Source organism: Tessaracoccus luoxuelianae (assembly GCF_055326245.1).
In genome coordinates, this window is sequence record NZ_JBUZNO010000001.1 from 439,807 (window position 1) to 457,247 (window position 17,441).

Consider the following 17,441-nt stretch of genomic DNA (forward strand, 5'->3'; position numbering starts at 1 on the left):
ACACCGTGAAGTTCCTGACCAACCTCCGGCGGCATGCGGCGGCGCGTCCCTTGCTGCTGATCTTGGCCCTCCTCGTCGTCGGCCTGGGCTACAGCGTCGTCAGCCCCCAGCGGTCCTCCGCCGAGACCGAGATGACCCAGCAGATCGAGGAGGGCAAGGCCCTCTTCGACTTCACCTGCTCCTCCTGCCACGGCCTCGGCGGCGAAGGCACTTCGCAGGGCCCGTCCCTGGTGGGCGTGGGCGCCGCGTCCGTGGACTTCCAGATGGGCACCGGCCGCATGCCGGCGGCCCGCGAGCAGGCCCAGCTGCCCGCCCGCCAGGTCAACTACTCGCAGGAGCAGATCGAAGCGGTGGCGGCCTACGTCGCCACCCTCGGCGCCGGCCCCGCCATCCCGACTGAAGACCAGTACTCACCCGAGGGCCTCACCGAGGAGGAGATCGCCCGCGGCGGCGCCCTCTTCCGCGCCAACTGCTCCGCCTGCCACGGCATCGTCGGCGGCGGCGGCGCGATGCCCAACGGCAAGTACGCCCCCTCCCTGGTGGAGACCGCACCGGTCCACATCTACGAGGCCATGCGCACCGGCCCCCAGCAGATGCCCACGTTCTCCAAGGACGTCATGCCGGACCAGAGCGTCCGCGAGATCATCGGCTACCTCGACGAGGCCAACTCGCAACCCAACTACGGCGGCCTCACCATGGGCGACGCCGGGCCCGTCTCCGAAGGCTTCTGGGCCTTCGTGATCGGCATCGGTGGTCTCGCCATCGTCGCCACCTGGATCGCTAAGAAGGGGGCCCGGGCCCGATGAGCCACGACAACCTGCCGGTGCGTGACCCCGAACTGGGTCACAGCGTCGCCAACCCCGGCCTCGAGGAACACGTCGAGCGTTACGCCGACGCGGACAAGGGCGCGGGCAACCGCGCCTACACCGCCATCCTCCTCATGCTCGGCGCCGTCCCCCTCCTGTCCATCGCCTTCATCGTGATCTACTTCGCCGTCCCGCGCGACATGGTCATCGACTTCGGCATCCTCCGGGCGAACGCGCAGAACGTGGGCTTCGGCCTGACCGGCGGCCTGTCGGCCGTGCTGATCGGTGTCGCGGTGATCCAGTGGGCGAAGCTGATCATGGACGACCGGGAAATGGTCGAGACCCGCCACTCCGCCTCCTCCACCCCGGAGGAGATGCGCACCATGATGCAGGGCTGGGAGGACGGCGTCGAACAGTCCGGAGTCCGCCGTCGCAAGCTGATCCTCGGCGCCCTCGGTGGCGCCGTCGGCATGTCGGTGGTTCCCCTCGTGGTGTTGCTGGCGGACATGGGACCGCACCCCACCAAGGCCGTCCGCGCCGAGACCATCGAGCAGACCATCTGGGCCGAGGACGTCCTCATCCTCAACGACGAGAACTGGCTGCCCATCCGCCCCGAAATGCTGGAGGTGGGTCAGCTGGTCAACGCCCAGCCCGCGACCCTACGGGACCTGCACGGCGTGGAGGCGCACCAGGCCAAGGCCAAGTCGTCGCTCATCCTCGTGCGGATGGACCCCAACTCGATCCAGATCCCGGAATCGCGCCGCGACTGGCACGTCTCGGGCATCCTCGCCTACTCCAAGATCTGCACCCACGTGGGCTGCCCCATCTCGCTGTGGGAGCGCCAGACCCACCACCTGCTGTGCCCATGCCACCAGTCGACGTTCGACCTCGGCAACAGTGGCGTCGTGGTGTTCGGGCCCGCGGCCCGTTCGCTGCCGCAGCTGGCCATCAAGGTCAACGCGCACGGTTACCTGGTGGCCCAGGGAGACTTCACCCTCCCCGTCGGCCCGAGCTTCTTCGAGCGCGACTCGAGCAACGACTTCAAGGATGGTGACCAGTAATGGCCGATCCCACCACAGTCGCCCCGTCGTCGCCGACGCTGGAGGCGAAGGTCGCGCCGGTGACCAACCCGGAGGCGCCGGGCCTCGTCAAGTGGGCCGACGAGCGGGTCGGGCTCACGAAGCTCACCAAGCCCCTCCTGCGCAAGGTCTTCCCCGACCACTGGTCCTTCATGCTCGGCGAGATCGCGCTGTTCTCGTTCATCGTCCTGCTGCTCACCGGCGTGTTCCTCACCATCTGGTTCGTGCCGTCCATGGCGGAGATCGAATACGACGGCTCGTACCAGCTCCTCAAGGGCATGCCTGTCTCCGAGGCGTTCGCCTCCACCCTCAACATCTCCTTCGACGTGCGCGGCGGCCTGCTGGTGCGCCAGATCCACCACTGGGCGGCGCTGCTGTTCGTGGCGGCGGCCACGGTGCACATGCTGCGCGTGTTCTTCACCGGCGCGTTCCGCAAGCCGCGCGAGGTCAACTGGCTGATCGGCGTGGGGCTGCTGTCGCTGTCGCTGATCGCCGGATTCGCCGGCTACTCCCTGCCTGATGATCTGCTGTCCGGCACCGGCCTCCGGTTCGTCAACGGGCTCGTGCGCTCCATCCCGATCATCGGCACCTGGGCCGAGTTCTTCGTCTTCGGCGGCGAGTTCCCCGGCGACATCCTCATCCCCCGGCTCTACATGGTGCACATCCTGCTGGTGCCCGGCATCCTGCTCGGCCTGATCTCCGCGCACATGGCGCTCATGGTCTACCACAAGCACGGACAGTTCCCTGGCCCCGGCCGCACCGAGAACAACGTCGTCGGCTACCCGATGTTCCCCGTCTACATCTCCCACATGGGCGGCTTCTTCTTCATCGTGTTCGGCGTCCTGGTCCTCATGGGCGGCCTGTTCCAGATCAACCCGGTGTGGCTGTACGGGCCCTACGACCCGTCAAAGGTCACCGCGGGCTCCCAGCCCGACTGGTACATGGGCTGGGTGGAAGGCGCCATCCGCATCATGCCCGCCCTCGAATCAAGCTTCTGGGGCACCACCTGGACATGGAGCGTGTTCCTGCCCGGCGTCGGCCTGATGGGCGTGCTGTTCACCGCGCTCGGCGCGTGGCCGTTCATCGAGGCCTGGATCACCGGGGACAAGCGCGAACACCACCTGCTGGACCGTCCGCGGAACGCGCCGGTGCGCACGGCGCTCGGTGTCGCGGGGATGACGTCCTACGGCATGTTCTGGATCGCCGGCGGCAACGACATCATCGCCACCCGGTTCGCCCTGGACCTCAACGCCATCACGTTGTTCACGAGGGTCGCGGTGTTCGTCGGTCCCATCATCGCGTTCATGGTCACGAAGCGCATCTGCCTCAGCCTGCAGCGGGCGGACCGCGAACGCGCCCTGCACGGCTCGGAGGACGGCGTGATCGTGAGGTCGCCGTCGGGCGGGTACTCGGAGTCCCACGTGCCGGTGTCACACGGGGAGCAGTTCGTGCTCACCCAGCACCTGCAGCACAAGGTGCTCGTCGCGGGGGCCGACACGGACGCCGCGGGTGTCCGCCGCAAGGGTGGAGTGTCGCGGCTGCGGGCTCGACTGTCGCGGTGGTACCTCGGCCACGACATCGCCAAGCCGACCGCCCAGGAGCTTGAGGCGGCTGCGCATCATGGGTCGCATGGGGGCCATGGGTCGCTCAATGGGGTCGGTCCGGATGGCCACGCCGTCGACGGTGTCGCGGTGGAGGGTCGCGAGCTGGACGGTCCTCGCCACGGGGCCGGAGCCGACAAGGCGGGTCTGCACCACTAGATGGGTTGAAGAGTTGGCCGGAGGGCGTCGTCTGAGGACGGCGCCCTCCGTCGCGTTTGGGGTCGCGGCCTTGGGTCACGTCGGGGCCGCGCGGCTGATGTTCCTCCAGACCGGTCCTCGACCCCCCAGGGGGCCCGAGGACCGGTCTGGAGGAACGTCAGCCGCGCCGGCCTCTCGCAACCGCGCGGGGAGGACCGGCAGAGGTCAGCCGCGACGGCGGCGGAAGCGCGGCTTGAGCCTCGTCGTCGGAAGCGGTGGGGCGTCGAGGCGCTGCGTGGCGCCCTTGTAGCCGCGGACTCCGCCGAACCTGTCGTCGCCCGCCTGCCACGCCTCCCGCAGCTCAACGATCTCCTCGTGGCTGCGGCCGATGAAGTTCCACCACATCACGATGCCCTCCTCGAACGGCTCACCGCCGAGCAGCATGAGGCGGGCGTCGCGGTCTGTGGGGTTCCGGAGGCGGAGATGGTTCAGGCCGGCGTCGCGGACACCCATGGCGTCCTTGTCGATCAGCACCCCGTCCACCTCGACGGCGCCGACGTCCACCAGCACGCCGTGCTCGAAGCCCGGCCTCACCTCGAACTCCCATTCGGCCCCGGGGCGGAGGATCAGCTCGACGCCGAGGAGGCCGGTCTCCGTGGTGATCGGCGACGATGCCCCCGCGAGCTCCCCCACCATCACGCGGGCATGACCGCCCGGGATGTCGACGACGTCGGGGCGGTGGTGCTGGAAGCCGCGCTGCATGTCCTTGGCGTGCTCGGGCAGCACCACCCACAGCTGCACGCCGTGGAGGTACTCGGTCTGGGCGGTGGTCACCTCGGAGTGCGAGATGCCGAAACCGGATGTCATGAGATTGACCTCGCCGGGGCGGACGAGGTCGTGGACGCCGCCGGAGTCGCGGTGCTCGATCTCGCCGTCGAACAGCCAGCTGACCGTCTGCAGCGACGTGTGCGGGTGCGGCGCGACGTCCATTCCGCCAGTGGCCTCGACGAGGTTCGGGCCGTAGTGGTCTGCGAAGCACCAGGCGCCGACGAAGGACCGCTCGAGCTGCGGGAGGGTGCGTCGCACGGTCATCGCGTCGGGCCCTTCGCCGAGGCTCACGAGCTTGGGCGCGAGCCGCTGGACTTCCGTGGGCGGGTGGTTGTGGTGCTCGCAGTCGACGAACTGGGGCGAGGACTCGGTGTTGCTCATGGCACTCCTTGCGCGGGTGCCTCCACGCTACCCGTCGGATGCTTCCTGCACCGGGTGCCGGGGGGTTCGACGCGGTCGGCGGCGCTCCGCGCCCGACTAGCCACCCAGCGGCGAGTGAAGTCCGCGGAACTCAGCGCCCGGCTCACCTAGCGGGACTCAGGTAGACTCACCCGACGTGCGATTCCTTCACGGTGACCCCAGCTACGACCTGACCTACAGCGACGTCTTCATGGTCCCCAGCCGATCGAGCATCAGCTCCCGGCTCGACGTGGATCTGACCTCCACCGACGGCCTCGCCACCCCCACCCCCCTCGTCGCGGCGAACATGACGGCTGTCTCCGGCCGCCGCATGGCCGAGACCATGGCCCGCCGCGGCGGCCTGGCGATCTTCCCGCAGGACATCCCCAGCGACGTCGTGGCCAGGTCCATCGACAAGGTCAAGGCCGCGCACCCCGTCTTCGACACCGCCGTCACCGTCTCCCCCACCACCACCGTCGGGGAAACCCTCAGCCTGATCGGCAAGCGTGCCCACGGAGTCGCCGTCGTGGTGGACAAGGATCGCCGCATCGTCGGGCTCGTCACGCCGCAGGACGCGTCGGACTCCGACCGCTTCGCGCAGGCCAAGGACGTGATGACCAGCGACGTCACCCGCGTGGCCGCGGACACCAGCCCCGCCGGCGTCTTCGCGACGCTCAGCGAGCAGCACCAGAAGGTGGCGCTGGCCGTCGACGCCGACGACCGCCTCGTCGGCCTGATGACCCCCAAGGGCGCCCTGCGCTCCGCGATCTACTCCCCCGCCGTCGACCACAAGGGCCGCCTGCGCGCGGGTGTCGCGGTGGGCATCAACGGCGACATCTCGGCGAAGGTCCGCGCCGCGTTGGAGGGTCGCGCTGATGTGATCGTGATGGACACCGCCCACGGGCACCAGGAGAAGATGATCTCCGCGCTGAGCCTCGCCAGGGACGCGCGGGACGCGTTCGAGGCCGAGACCGGCCGGCGGGTCCTCATCGTCGCGGGCAACGTGGTGACCACCGACGGCTGCGACGACCTCATTGACGCCGGCGCCGACATCCTCAAGGTGGGCGTCGGGCCAGGCGCGATGTGCACCACGCGGATGCAGACGGGCGTCGGCCGGCCACAGTTCTCCGCCGTGCTGGAGTGCGCCGAGGCGGCGAAGGAGCGCGGGAAGTCCGTCTGGGCCGACGGCGGGGTCCGCCACCCCCGTGACGTCGCCCTCGCTCTCGCCGCCGGCGCCGGGTCCGTGATGATCGGCTCCTGGTTCGCGGGAACGCACGAGTCGACCGGGGACCAGCTGATGGACAACCAAGGGCGGGTGTACAAGGAGTCGTTCGGGATGGCGTCGTCGCGGGCGGTGCGGCAGCGCACGCGCGAGCAGTCGGCCTTCGACCGGGCCCGTGCCGCGATGTTCGAGGAAGGCATCTCGTCGTCGAGGATGTATCTCGACCCGAGGCGCCCGGGGGTGGAGGACCTGATCGACTGGATCACCTCCGGCGTACGGTCGTCGTGCACCTACGCCGGGGCGAGGAGCCTAGACGAGTTCGCCGAGCGGGCCGTCGTCGGGGTCCAGTCCGGGTCCGGATACGAGGAGGGTCGCCCGCTCGATCAGAGCTGGTGAACCGTTCCGGTCCGCTTCCGGGCGGGCCCGCTTGCACGTGCGGTCACGACCCTTCGAGATGCGCCCCCGCCGCTTCGCGGAGGGCTCTCCTCAGGGAGCGGGAGGGGACGTTCACCATCGGCCAAACCTCGCCGTCGACACGCCTGTGGCAAGCGATGGACCTGTATTCTCTCAAGCCGCTCTCAGGTGTTAAAGTGTGCTAGACCATACGCCTCGGCGCAGACGTGCCGATCATGAGGGGAATACCACCATGGCTTTTGACTCAGCCGCACCCATCAATCGTCGCACCGTGGCCAAGGGCATCGCCTGGTCGGTGCCCGCCGTCGCCGTCGCCGGCGCAGCCCCAGCCTTCGCCCTCTCGGGTCCGATACCGGATGTGACCTTCCTGAGCGCCTGCAAGTGGCCCGGCAACAACTGCCAGCTCGACCTCGACAAGTCCTACGGCATCACTTTCGCGGTGAAGAACAACGATCCTGTCAAGACCATCTACATGTGCCCAGTCAGCATGGTGGTCACTTCCGGAGACACCTACAATCAGAATCCTCCTGTCATTTGGACCGCGAAGGGCCCCACGACTGGGTGCTACACGATCGCGCCCGGGGCCACTGAGAACGTTGTCTTCCGCTTCGAGAACAGCTCCACCAGCGCAGACCTCACGTTCAAAGCAGACGTGACGATTGCGTGGAGCCACACTTGCTCGGGCAATAACGACTGCTCCGGCGACTCCCCCGCACACCAGAACATCCCCAGGTCGATCGTTGTCGGTGGCACCCCGCCCGGCGGCGAGTGCACCTGCGCTGCACTCGCAGGCTGAGTCCGGTCGTCCTCGAAGGGGCGCATCCCTCTTGGGATGCGCCCCTTATGGCCTACTCCCAACACAGGCGGTTGCACACCACTGACAGGGCCTCGTCCGATCGGACGAGGCCCTGTTAAGTTCGGTCCGGAGGCGTCCTCAGTGCTTGTAGTCGCCCCGGTAGAACTCGAGGATCCAACCGCTGGCCGACCAGATGCCGATCCCGAAGCCCACAAGGCTGATCCACGGCTGCGACAGGGCCGGGCCCAGGAAGATGACCATGACGGTCAACGCGGCGAAGAACGGCCAGATGCTCTTCGGCGCGAAGAACCCGATGGTGCCCGCCCCCTCGATCACCTCAGCGTCCTCACGGTCCTCCGGCCGCGGGTCGAAACTCCGTGCCGTCAGCGTCAGGTAGCCGGCGATCATCAGGCCCACCAGCCCGCTGAAGCCCAACACGAACGTGCCGGCGATCTCGCGTGCCATGAACCAGTAGATGGGCGTCACCACCGCGAAGAAGACGAAGATGAACCAGAAGACGTACCTCTCGGGCTTCACTGCTTGGCACCTTCCGGCTCGATGATGGGGTTGACCCGGTCCAGCAACTCGCCAGGATCCTCCGCGTGCAGGTTCGCAGCCTCAACCAGCTCAGGCCGGTGCATGTCCAGCGCGGGGCTGAGGGAGCGGATGCGCGGCAGCGAATCGAAGTTGTGACGCGGCGGCGGGCAGGACGTGGCCCACTCCAGCGAGCGTCCCCATCCCCACGGGTCGTTGACGCCCACCATGGGCGACTTCCGCGTGATCCACACGTTCCACAGGAACGGCAGCATGGACACACCCAGCAGGAACGCACCGAACGTCGACACCTGGTTCAGGAACGTGAAGCCCTCCCAGGCGCCGTAATCCGCAATGCGTCGCTGCATGCCCTCGACGCCCAGCCAGTGCTGCACGAGGAAGGTGGTGTGGAAGCCGACGAACAGGAGCCAGAAATGCACCTGGCCCCACGTCTCGTTGAGCATCTTGCCGGTGAACTTCGGCCACCAGTAGTAGAAGCCAGCGAACATCGCGAACACCACAGTGCCGAACAGCACGTAGTGGAAGTGCGCGACCACGAAGTAGGTGTCGGAGACCTGGAAGTCCAGCGCCGGCGCCGCCAGGATGATGCCCGTCAGGCCGCCGAACAGGAACGTGGTGAGGAACCCGATGGCGAACGTCATCGACGTGTTGAGCGTCAACGACCCCCGCCAGATGGTGCCGATCCAGTTGAAGAACTTCACGCCGGTGGGCACCGCGATCATGAACGTCATGAACGAGAAGAACGGAAGGTTGACCGAGCCGGTGACGAACATATGGTGCGCCCACACCGAGACCGACAGGGCGCCGATGGACAGCGTCGCGAACACCAGGCCGTAGTAGCCAAACACCGGCTTGCGGCTGAACGCGCTCAGCACCTCGGTGATGATGCCGAAGAACGGCAGCGCGATGATGTAGACCTCGGGGTGACCGAAGAACCAGAACAAGTGCTGCCAGAGGATGGGGCCGCCCGACGCGGGGTCGAACACGTGCGAACCCAGGACGCGATCCGCCTCGAGCACCAGCAGGCCGGCCGCCAGCACGGGGAAGGCGATGAGGACCATCAGCGAGGTGACCAGGATGTTCCACGCAAAGATCGGCATCCGGAACATCGTGAGCCCGGGGGCGCGCATGGTGATGATCGTGGTGATGAAGTTCACCGAGCCGAGGATGGTCGACAGGCCCAGCAGGTAGAGGCCCATCAGCCACAGGTCGTGCCCGATGCCGGGCGAGTGGATGGCGTTGGAGAGCGGCGCGTAGGCGAACCAGCCGAAGCTGGCGGCGCCGTCGGGGCTGAGGAAGCCGGCGCACGCCATCAGCGAGCCGAACAGGTAGAGCCAGAACGAGAATCCGTTCATGCGCGGGAACGCCACATCCGGGGCGCCGAGCTGAAGCGGCAGGATGGCGTTGGCGAACCCCGCGAACATCGGCGTGGCGAACATCAGCAACATGATGGTGCCGTGCATGGTGAAGAACTGGTTGAACGTCTCGTAGTTGACGAACTGCATTCCCGGGGCGGCCAGCTCAGCGCGGATGTACAGCGCAAGGATGCCGCCGAACATGAAGAAGCCGAACGCGGTGACGAAGTACATGTTGCCGATGACCTTGTGGTCCGTCGTCGTGAGGTACTTCATCACGGTCTCGCCGAGACGGTGCGGCTCCGTGCGGGTCTCCCGCTGGATCGCCGTGCGCTCTGTGATGGTTGCGCTGCTCACTGGTGCTCCTCCGGTGCTTCCGTCGGCAGAACGGCCTGAAGGGCCTCCTGCAACTCCCTCTCGCCTGCGTTGCCGTTGGCGGCGAGCTCCCGAACATGCGCGGCGTACTCCTCCTGAGTCACCACATGCAGCTTGAACAGCATCAACGCGTGATACTCGCCGCACAACTCCGCGCACTTACCGTCGTAGATACCCAGACGGTTGGGCGTCACCTCAAAGGAGTTGGTGGTCCCGGGAATGACGTCCATCTTGAAGTAGAACGACGGCACCCAGAAAGAATGGATCACATCGGCGGACTGCAGATTGAACCGCACAGTTTGATCGACGGGCAGGTACAGATCCGGAATGGTCTCCAGCGTTCCGACGGTGAACGCATCAGTACCGATGTCCGGGTTGTCCGCCTCCAGGTAGTTGAACGTCCAAGACCACTTCTGACCGATCACGTTGATGGTGACGTCCGGATCCTCGGAGGTCTGCAGCACGGCGTCTGAGGCCTTGACGGTGTAGAAGAACAGCACGCCGATGATGAGGAACGGCACCAGGGTGTAGAGCAGTTCGAGCGGCAGGTGGTAGGTGGTCTGCCGGGGAGCCGGAGCGTCGCCGTCGCGGCGGCGGTAGCGGATGACCGCCCATCCGATCAGGCCCCAGACCAGCAGGCCGATCACCAGGGACGCGATCCAGGCACCCACCCAGACGTCGCCCATCACGGGCGCCTGTTCGGTGGCCGCGACCGGGAGGCCGAACCGCGCCGCCTGCTCGGAGCACGCCGTCAAGCCCATCAGGGAGAACGGGACTCCGACAAGCAAGGCTGCACGAACCATCCGCCGACGCGATGGAGCAGGATTGCCACTCACAAGTTGCCCTTCCGTAGACCGAACAGCCCTGCGAAAAACCATGCTGGATTCACAGGACACCACTGCTGGGGCCCACCTTAACGCAAAAAGCCACCCCCGCGGAGATGTCTCCACAGGGGTGGCCTAGCATAGGAAGTTTCAGGCGAAACTCAGTGGAAGGAGTCTCCACAGGCGCATGACCCTCCCGCGTTGGGGTTGTCGATGGTGAAGCCCTGCTTCTCGATGGTGTCCACGAAATCGATGCTGGCGCCGCCCAGGTAAGGGGAGCTCATCTTGTCCGTGACGACGACCACGCCGTCGTAGTTGGTCGCGACGTCACCGTCGAGCTGACGGTCGTCGAAGTAGAGCTGGTAGCGCAGGCCGGAGCAGCCTCCGGGCTGCACCGCGATGCGCAGCGACAGGTCGTCGCGGCCCTCGGCGTCCAGCAGGGCGCGCACCTTCTGCACGGCCACGTCGGTGAGGACGACGCCGGTCTGGATCTGGGTATCGGTCACGCTTGACTCCAAATGTTGTAAGTACGTGTGGTGTCACGATTCTACGCCGCTTCTGAAGGAAACCCCATCCCCGTATCGCGGAGGGCGTAGGTTTCTGAGGCTTCGAGGCCGCTGCGCGGCACCTCAGCCAGCGGGAGGGGTATCGCCGAGAGCATAGGTTCCTGAGGCTTCGAGGCCGCTGCGCGGCACCTCAGCCAGCGGGAGCGGAACCGCGGAGGGCGTAGGAGATCTTCACCACGACCAGGTGGCGGCCACCTTCGCGGCCACCTCGGCCAACTGCTCAGGCGTCGACGGTTCGTCGCCCGCGCCCGGAAGCAGGGGGTAGGCGGACTCCAGCCCCGCCAGGCGCAGCTCTCTGGCGGACACGAAGTTGCGGCCCACCACCGCGATCACCGGCCGCAACGCCTCACCCGCCATCGACACCACCCGCTTCACCACGGGCCCGCCGACGGCGTGGAAGTCCAGGGACTCGGCCCCCGTCACCACCACATCGGCCTGCCCCAGGGTGCCAGCGAGCCCGTAGCTCTCCTCGAGGAACGTCAGCGGGTCCGTCACCACCCCGCCCATGGCCTGGATCAACAGCCCCGCTCCCCCGGCGGCCCCGGCCCCCGGCCCGGGGACCAGCCCCAGATGAGCGGCCCAGCGCCCGGACACGGAATCCGCCGCGAGCACCGCCGCGAGGTCAGCGCCGCGCTCACGCCCCTCCGTCGCCGCCATCCCCGTCAGGCCGGTCAGCGGCCGCTCGGGCTGGCCCTCGGGGACGAGCGCCACGAGCCGACGACCCTCCCACGCCTCCCCCGCGACCTTCAACGCCGCGACAGGCTGCGCATCGAACGCGTCCAGCGCCTCCCGGGCCAGGTCGTCGACCCGGCAGCCGGTGAGATCCACCACGAGGTCGCCGTCGGCCTCGGCAAGGAACCGACCCAGCTCGACGGCGTCCACCGGCGACGCCAGGGTGGCCGCTGGCGCCGCCACCGCGACCGCCGCGGCCAATGCCTCGCCCTCCACGCCCAGTGGGACGACGACCACCTGAGCGCCACGCTCCATGAACGCCCCGGCGATGAGTTCGGACGCCCCGGCCGCGCTGAGCCCGGCCAGGGCGTCCGAGGCAACAACGACTCTCAAAGCTCCGTCGACTCCGGGTCCGACTCGCTCAGCTCATCGTCGGCGTCCGGGATCAGCCCGTAGTACTCGCTGATCTCCTCCAGCAGCTCGCGCATCTCCTCAAGGGTGACATCCACGTCCGGCAGCACCAGATCCGACTCCGCCAGGACGTCCTCGGGAACCTCGATGCCCCGGGCGCGCACACCCTCGACGAGGCCCTTCAAGGCCTCGAGCATGCCGGGCTCGTCGCCCGCCGCCACCCGATCCTCCAGCGCGCGGTCCAACTCGTTGAGCTCCATCAGATGCTCAGGCTCCAGGACCCACTGACCCTGGCCCATGATCCGCACGATCATGCCTGCGACTCCTGGCCGGGTGCCGGCTGCGCGGCGGGCTGCTGCGCTTCCACAGGGGTCGCGGGCGAGGCCGTCGTACCGTTGGCCGGCGCCGAGATCTCCGCGCGCGGCGCCGGGGCGCCGGTCAGCTGAGCCTTCAAGGCGGCGAGCTCGTCCTCGACGACGGAGTCAGAGGCCAGCGCGTCCAGCTCGCGGGTGATGTCGTCCTTGTACATGCCGCTGGGGTCCTCGAGCGCGCCGGAGGCGAGCAGCTCGTCGACGGCGGAGGCCCGCGCCTGCAGCTGCAGGGTCTTGTCCTCGGCCCGCTGAATCGCGAGGCCGACGTCACTCATCTCCTCGGAGATGCCGGTGAACGCCTCGTTGATGCGGGTCTGCGCCTCCGCGGCCGAGTAGGTGGCCTTGATGGTCTCCTTGCGGGTGCGGAACGCGTCCACCTTCGCCTGCAGGCGGGAGCTGGCGCGCACCAGCTTCTCCTCCTCGCCCTGAAGCTGGGCGTGCTGGGTCTGCAGGTCATCGAGCTGCGTCTGCAGGCCGGCCTTGCGGGTCAGCGCCTCGCGGGCGAGGTCCTCACGGTTGGCCTCCAGGGCGCGCGCCGCCGCCGCCTGCAGCCGCGCCACCTCCTGGCTCATCTTCGTGGCCTGCAGCTCCACGCGCTTGCGACTGGTGGCCACATCCGCGACGCCGCGGCGCACGTTCTGCAGCAGCTCCAACTGCTTCTGGTACGAGTAATCGAGGGTTTCACGGGGATCTTCGTACTTGTCCAGGGTCTTGTTGGCCTTGGACTTGAAGACCAGAGCGATGCGCTCAAAAATGCTGGCCACGGGGTGTCCTTCCACGGAAGTGCAATGTGCGCCTCCACGGTAGCGCGGCGCCGGTCCGCCTGGAGTGGATCGCTCCCCTGAATCAACCCTGAGGCGCCTCGGGTAGAATGGGCAGCCGTACCCGCCCCTCGCGCAAGGACACCAGCACCGTGGCACTGTTCCGCCCCTACGAGCGCTCGCAGAAGACCAGCTCAGCAGATCACATCTCGACGCTGACCCCCAAGGGGGAGAAGGCGGCCGCGAAGAATTCCTCCGGCGCCGCCCCCGCGCCCGCCGTCGAGCAGGGCACCCCGGCAGCCGCGCCGAAGCAGGCGGTGCGCAAGAAGGAAGGCGCCACGCCCACGCGTCGCGCCGCCGAGGCCGCCCGGATGGAGCGCCTGCACCCCACCCTCACCCCGAAGCAGCAGCGCAAGGCCGACGCCAACTCGAAGGCCCGCGCCCGCAACGAGGCCTGGGAGCGTGTGGAGAAGTCCCCCGAGCGCCAACTGGTGCGCGACTACGTCGACACCCGCTGGACTGTCGCGGAGTTCATGCTGCCCGCCATGATCCTCGTCATGGCCGCCGTGATGGTCACCATGAACAACGTCGTGCTGTCCAGCTGGATCTCGATGAGCCTGTGGGTGCTGCTCGGCCTCGTCATCATCAACGTCGGAATCATGTGGCGCGGCTTCAAGAAGCTGCTCGCCGAGCGCCACCCCGACGCCCCCACCAGGGGCCTGCTCGTCTACATGTTCAACCGCTCGCTGATGATCCGGCGCTTCCGCCAGCCGTCGCCCCGCATCAACCGTGGCGACCCCATCTGATGAGCTACCACTGGAAGCCGGAGACCGGCGCCTTCTCCCTCGCGGATTTGGAGGCTGTCGGGCTGCTGCACCGCTTCGAGGATCAGGCCGCAGCCGAGGAGTGGCTCGGCGTCTTCTACGGCGACCTGCTGGAGCAGGGTGTCGCGGAGGTCAGCCTCTACGAGGAGGACCGCCTCATCTACGGTCCGATGTCGCTGCATCCGTGACCCGCTGCTGACGCGCCACCACCACCCCGAAGGCCACCATGCCCAGGCCCGCCGCCACCGCGAACGGGGCCTGCTGCCTGGCCACCGCAATCCGGTCCTCGTAGCGCTGCACCTTGCCGCCCCGCTCGTTGGTGAGGCTGGAGTACTCGCAGACGTCGCCGGGCCCCATCTCGATGCCGCGGCAGGACGTCGACGGCGCCGCCCACGACACCACACCCCACGCGGCCACGGCCAGGCCCGCCACGACGAACGCCCACAGGCCCACCCGCTTGATCATGGGCGCAAAGGTACCCGCGGGATGCGGACCGCCCCAACTCCCATGTCGGTAGGCTTGCGCGGGTGAGCCGGAACCCAAACCTGACCCTGACCAAGTCCCTCCCGAAGGGCGTCGACGTCGTCGTGCTCGGCCTGGTGACCATCAACCAGGCCGGCCAGGCCCTCGTCGGCCTCGTCGGAGACCTCGACAAGGCGTGCTCGAAGATCTACGGTCGCGGCGTGGCCGATCTGGCCGCGGCGCTCGGCGCCTCCGCCAAGCGTGAAGAGGTGACCTTCCTCCCCGTCGTCGACGGCGCCCGCCTCGCGGTGGTCGGCCTCGGCGACGCGGACGTCACCCCCGCCGGGGTGCGGCTGGCGGTGGGCACCGCCCTGCGGAAGATCGCCGAGCTCCCCGAGGCTCAGGGGCTGGACGTGGCGGTGTCGCTGGAGCTGACCGACCCCGAGCTGCTGCGCGCCGCCGGCGAAGGCGCGCTGCTGGGGGCCTACGCGTTCCAGCCGATCACGGCCACGTCAAAGGTCGCGGCGGTGGGCTCGGTGTCGCTGGTGTCGTCGCTGCTCGGCGCCGAACAGAAGGACGCCGTCACGCGCGCCAAGACCACCGCCGACGCCGTCTGCCAGGCCCGCGACTGGGGCAACACGCCCCCCAACCTGCTCTACCCCGAGACGTTCGCCGAGGCTGCGCGGGTCCACGTGCGCGACGAGCGGATCACCGTCGACATCCTCGACGACAAGGCCCTGGAGCGCGGCGGCTACGGCGGCATCATGGCGGTCGGCGGCGGCTCCGCGCGCGGGCCCAGGCTGGTGCGGTTGAGCTACGCGCCGCGGGGCGCCGAGACCCACCTGGCACTGGTGGGCAAGGGCATCACGTTCGACTCGGGCGGCCTGGACATCAAGCCCGCCGGACAGATGGCCGGCATGAAGTTCGACATGTCCGGGGCGGGCGCGGTTGTCGCGGCGACTCGCGCCATCGCCGCCCTGGGCCTCAAGATCAAGGTGACCGCCTACGCCGCGCTGGCGGAGAACATGCCCTCCGGCAGCGCGTACCGATCGAGCGACGTGCTCACCATGTTCGACGGCCAGACGGTGGAGAATTTCAACACCGACGCCGAGGGCCGCCTCGTGATGGCCGACGCCATCGCCCGCGCCGGCCTGGACAAGCCCGACCTCATCGTCGACGTCGCCACCCTCACGGGCGCCTGCATGGTCGCGCTCGGGATGCGCACCGGTGGGCTGCTCACCAATGGGGAGGCCACCTCGGACCTGCTGCTGGACGCGGCGGAGGCCGCCGGCGAAGATTTCTGGGAGCTGCCCATCACGGAGCACACGCGGGAGCAGCTGAAGTCCACGGTCGCGGACATGAAGTCCGGCGCCGGGCACCGCTGGGGCGGCGCGCTGGTGGCGGCGGCGTTCCTGGAGCGCTTCGTGCCCGACGGCGTGGCGTGGGCGCACCTGGACATCGCGGGCCCGGCGGAGAACCCGGACGCGGCGTACGGCTACGTGCCCAAGGGCGGAACGGGTGCGGGTGTGCGGACGTTGGTGTCGCTGGCGGGGTTGCTGTCGGCCTGACCGGTTGAGGGGTGCCCCGGTCCCCGTTGCCCGGTCCCCTTTGCCCGGTCCCCGTTGTCGGTGCCGAGAGGCGTGACTCAAGGCCCGGGCGGCCGTTATCCACTCCTTACACCGTCGACGGTGCAGGGAGGTGGGAGTCGAGGCCCGGGCGGCCGTTATCCACGGTCTGGCTGCTGCTGCGGTCTGGTCATTACCCGGGTGATCGAGGCCGCCCGGGCCTCGACTCCCACCTCCCTGCACTTTGTTTCCCGGTGGCATGGTCGGGTCAGGGCGTGTGCCCGCAGGGCGGCCCTGGCATAGGTGTGCCCAAGCGGGACGCCAGTTGAGTGATCCTCGGGCTGGGCAGCCCGACGCGCAGCCGCCCTGCCGTCCCCCACCCTCGCGCACATCTCACGATCCGCCCTGCCACCCCCGCGCACACCTCGCGCACATCTCGCGGCGGCTCGTCTGAGGGCGGCCGGCCCTGTGGCGCCTGCGGTAAGTCTGGCCGCCCGCGCTACAGCGCCGGCGGCCGAACTCAGGACAGGCGGCCGCGGAGCGCCTGCGATCTAGAGCAGGCGTCGAGACGCAAGCCAGGCGACGAGACATAAGCCAGGCGACGAGACAGGACAGCGGGGCGGCGGGTGGTGGGGGCTGGGCGCCTGCGGTAAGTCTGGCCGCCCGCTCTACAGCGCCGGCGGCCGAACTCAGGACAGGCGGCCGCGGGGCGGCGGGTGGTGGGGGCCGGGGCAGGTTGGGTGGGCGTTGATGACGGTCGCGGCAGCGCGAAGCGCCGCCGCCGGCATCATGGGCGGCCCGGCCCCCACCACACGCCGCCAACCCGACCACAGCAACTCAGACCACCGCCGGCATCATGGGCGGCCCGACCCCCACCACACGTCGCCAACCCGACCACAGGTCCTGTAGGCAAGATGGGCCAAGTCCCTTGCCAGCTCACTTTCCTTAGGCTCCGAGGCCGCTCCGCGGCACCTCAGCCCGCGGGGGGAGGCCAACGGCTCGGGACGAGGTTACTGGCGGGCGCGCTTCGCGCGGAGGCCGTACTCGCGCATCCGCTTCGGGTACGGGACCACGCCGGCGTCGTAGCACGGGATGTTGCAGCGGGCCGCGAACTCGTAGCCGTAGGCCGCGCTCGGCAAGCCGCGACGGGTGGACTCGCCGTCGGCCGCCACGAGCAGCAGCGACGGCTTGTTGAACGACGTGGGCTGCTCCACCCATGCCTCCACGCCTCGGCGGGTGGCGACGAAGTGGGTCAGGTGATCGCGCAGAGCATCCGGCACCTGGCGATCCTCCCGTGCCACCTGTGCCTCGCGCCGTCGCCGTCGAAACCAACCCACGGGCCAATTATGCCGAGTCGACGAAACCGCCGGTCCCCGCGGTCCGCCGCGGCGCCTCTCCGACGCCCGGACGGCCACCG

General features: G+C 68.7%; 18 protein-coding genes. 8 read left to right on the plus strand and 10 right to left on the minus strand.

The features are described from left to right. Positions 1-5: 5 nt before the first annotated feature. From qcrC to qcrB, 3 genes are read left to right on the plus strand one after another with little or no spacing between them, the layout of a single operon-like run. The gene (gene qcrC / locus ACZK39_RS01960) at positions 6-806 is read left to right on the plus strand and encodes a cytochrome bc1 complex diheme cytochrome c subunit (protein ID WP_182782532.1); all 801 of its coding nucleotides are present in this window, start codon (positions 6-8) and stop codon (positions 804-806) included. Beyond that, complete coding sequence (gene qcrA, locus ACZK39_RS01965) at positions 803-1,867, plus strand: cytochrome bc1 complex Rieske iron-sulfur subunit (protein ID WP_463612368.1); 1,065 nt, start codon at positions 803-805, stop codon at positions 1,865-1,867. Before qcrC ends, qcrA begins: the two co-directional genes overlap by 4 nt. Continuing rightward, on the plus strand, positions 1,867-3,645 hold the full coding sequence (gene qcrB / locus ACZK39_RS01970) for a cytochrome bc1 complex cytochrome b subunit (protein WP_463612369.1): 1,779 nt from the start codon (positions 1,867-1,869) through the stop codon (positions 3,643-3,645). Before qcrA ends, qcrB begins: the two co-directional genes overlap by 1 nt. A gap of 204 nt (positions 3,646-3,849) precedes the next feature. Here qcrB and ACZK39_RS01975 read toward each other — a convergent pair whose 3' ends face one another. Continuing rightward, complete coding sequence (locus ACZK39_RS01975; RefSeq protein WP_463612370.1) at positions 3,850-4,833, minus strand: pirin family protein; 984 nt, start codon at positions 4,831-4,833, stop codon at positions 3,850-3,852. A 175-nt stretch (positions 4,834-5,008) separates the two neighbouring features. On the opposite strand from ACZK39_RS01975, the gene ACZK39_RS01980 reads away from it, so the two are divergent. Together ACZK39_RS01980 and ACZK39_RS01985 are read left to right on the plus strand one after the other, a co-directional pair. Further along, positions 5,009-6,469: a GuaB1 family IMP dehydrogenase-related protein gene (locus ACZK39_RS01980; RefSeq protein WP_463612371.1), complete on the plus strand. Its 1,461-nt coding sequence runs from the start codon at positions 5,009-5,011 to the stop codon at positions 6,467-6,469. 289 nt (positions 6,470-6,758) lie between these two features. Beyond that, entirely contained in the window at positions 6,759-7,283 is a 525-nt protein-coding gene (locus ACZK39_RS01985) for a hypothetical protein (RefSeq protein WP_463612372.1), read from the plus strand. Between the two features lie 138 nt (positions 7,284-7,421). On the opposite strand, the gene ctaF is transcribed toward ACZK39_RS01985, so the two are convergent. From ctaF to ACZK39_RS02020, 7 genes are all read right to left on the minus strand, one after another. Beyond that, on the minus strand, positions 7,422-7,820 hold the full coding sequence (gene ctaF, locus ACZK39_RS01990) for a cytochrome c oxidase subunit 4 (protein ID WP_463612373.1): 399 nt from the start codon (positions 7,818-7,820) through the stop codon (positions 7,422-7,424). Beyond that, complete coding sequence (ctaD, locus tag ACZK39_RS01995) at positions 7,817-9,550, minus strand: aa3-type cytochrome oxidase subunit I (protein ID WP_463612374.1); 1,734 nt, start codon at positions 9,548-9,550, stop codon at positions 7,817-7,819. The genes ctaF and ctaD overlap by 4 nt, the downstream gene beginning before the upstream one ends. Continuing rightward, positions 9,547-10,371 (minus strand): aa3-type cytochrome oxidase subunit II, encoded by an 825-nt coding sequence (ctaC, locus tag ACZK39_RS02000; protein ID WP_463612375.1) that lies wholly within the window; start codon positions 10,369-10,371, stop codon positions 9,547-9,549. Before ctaC ends, ctaD begins: the two co-directional genes overlap by 4 nt. A 182-nt stretch (positions 10,372-10,553) precedes the next feature. Then, the gene (locus tag ACZK39_RS02005; RefSeq protein WP_459056447.1) at positions 10,554-10,898 is read right to left on the minus strand and encodes a HesB/IscA family protein; all 345 of its coding nucleotides are present in this window, start codon (positions 10,896-10,898) and stop codon (positions 10,554-10,556) included. Positions 10,899-11,129: 231 nt separating this feature from the next. Beyond that, positions 11,130-12,023: a glycerate kinase gene (locus ACZK39_RS02010; protein WP_463612376.1), complete on the minus strand. Its 894-nt coding sequence runs from the start codon at positions 12,021-12,023 to the stop codon at positions 11,130-11,132. Next, on the minus strand, positions 12,020-12,355 hold the full coding sequence (gene pspAA / locus ACZK39_RS02015; protein ID WP_182782524.1) for a PspA-associated protein PspAA: 336 nt from the start codon (positions 12,353-12,355) through the stop codon (positions 12,020-12,022). The genes ACZK39_RS02010 and pspAA overlap by 4 nt, the downstream gene beginning before the upstream one ends. Then, on the minus strand, positions 12,352-13,176 hold the full coding sequence (locus ACZK39_RS02020) for a PspA/IM30 family protein (RefSeq protein WP_182800086.1): 825 nt from the start codon (positions 13,174-13,176) through the stop codon (positions 12,352-12,354). The genes pspAA and ACZK39_RS02020 overlap by 4 nt, the downstream gene beginning before the upstream one ends. A gap of 149 nt (positions 13,177-13,325) precedes the next feature. Between ACZK39_RS02020 and ACZK39_RS02025 the strand changes: the two genes are divergently transcribed. Next, positions 13,326-13,979 (plus strand): DUF3043 domain-containing protein, encoded by a 654-nt coding sequence (locus ACZK39_RS02025; RefSeq protein ID WP_182782522.1) that lies wholly within the window; start codon positions 13,326-13,328, stop codon positions 13,977-13,979. After that, the gene (locus ACZK39_RS02030; RefSeq protein ID WP_182782521.1) at positions 13,979-14,185 is read left to right on the plus strand and encodes a hypothetical protein; all 207 of its coding nucleotides are present in this window, start codon (positions 13,979-13,981) and stop codon (positions 14,183-14,185) included. The genes ACZK39_RS02025 and ACZK39_RS02030 overlap by 1 nt, the downstream gene beginning before the upstream one ends. Here the strand turns inward: ACZK39_RS02030 and ACZK39_RS02035 are convergent. Next, positions 14,154-14,462: a hypothetical protein gene (locus tag ACZK39_RS02035; protein WP_182782520.1), complete on the minus strand. Its 309-nt coding sequence runs from the start codon at positions 14,460-14,462 to the stop codon at positions 14,154-14,156. The two genes, ACZK39_RS02030 and ACZK39_RS02035, sit on opposite strands and share 32 nt — an antisense overlap. Positions 14,463-14,524: 62 nt before the next feature. Here ACZK39_RS02035 and ACZK39_RS02040 point away from each other — a divergent pair, with 62 nt between their 5' ends. After that, on the plus strand, positions 14,525-16,027 hold the full coding sequence (locus tag ACZK39_RS02040; RefSeq protein ID WP_463612377.1) for a leucyl aminopeptidase: 1,503 nt from the start codon (positions 14,525-14,527) through the stop codon (positions 16,025-16,027). A 1,007-nt stretch (positions 16,028-17,034) separates the two neighbouring features. On the opposite strand, the gene ACZK39_RS02045 is transcribed toward ACZK39_RS02040, so the two are convergent. After that, positions 17,035-17,361, minus strand: a complete 327-nt coding sequence (locus ACZK39_RS02045) for a hypothetical protein (RefSeq protein WP_182800088.1) — start codon at positions 17,359-17,361, stop codon at positions 17,035-17,037. Between the last annotated feature and the right edge of the window lie 80 nt (positions 17,362-17,441).

Coding starts and splice junctions, on each gene's coding strand:
- ACZK39_RS02035 (WP_182782520.1), bottom strand. CDS start 14,462: ATGATCAAGCGGGTGGGCCTGTGGGCGTTCGTCGTGGCGGGCCTGGCC.
- qcrA (WP_463612368.1), top strand. CDS start 803: ATGAGCCACGACAACCTGCCGGTGCGTGACCCCGAACTGGGTCACAGC.
- ACZK39_RS02030 (WP_182782521.1), top strand. CDS start 13,979: ATGAGCTACCACTGGAAGCCGGAGACCGGCGCCTTCTCCCTCGCGGAT.
- ACZK39_RS01975 (WP_463612370.1), bottom strand. CDS start 4,833: ATGAGCAACACCGAGTCCTCGCCCCAGTTCGTCGACTGCGAGCACCAC.
- qcrB (WP_463612369.1), top strand. CDS start 1,867: ATGGCCGATCCCACCACAGTCGCCCCGTCGTCGCCGACGCTGGAGGCG.
- ctaC (WP_463612375.1), bottom strand. CDS start 10,371: ATGGTTCGTGCAGCCTTGCTTGTCGGAGTCCCGTTCTCCCTGATGGGC.
- pspAA (WP_182782524.1), bottom strand. CDS start 12,355: ATGATCGTGCGGATCATGGGCCAGGGTCAGTGGGTCCTGGAGCCTGAG.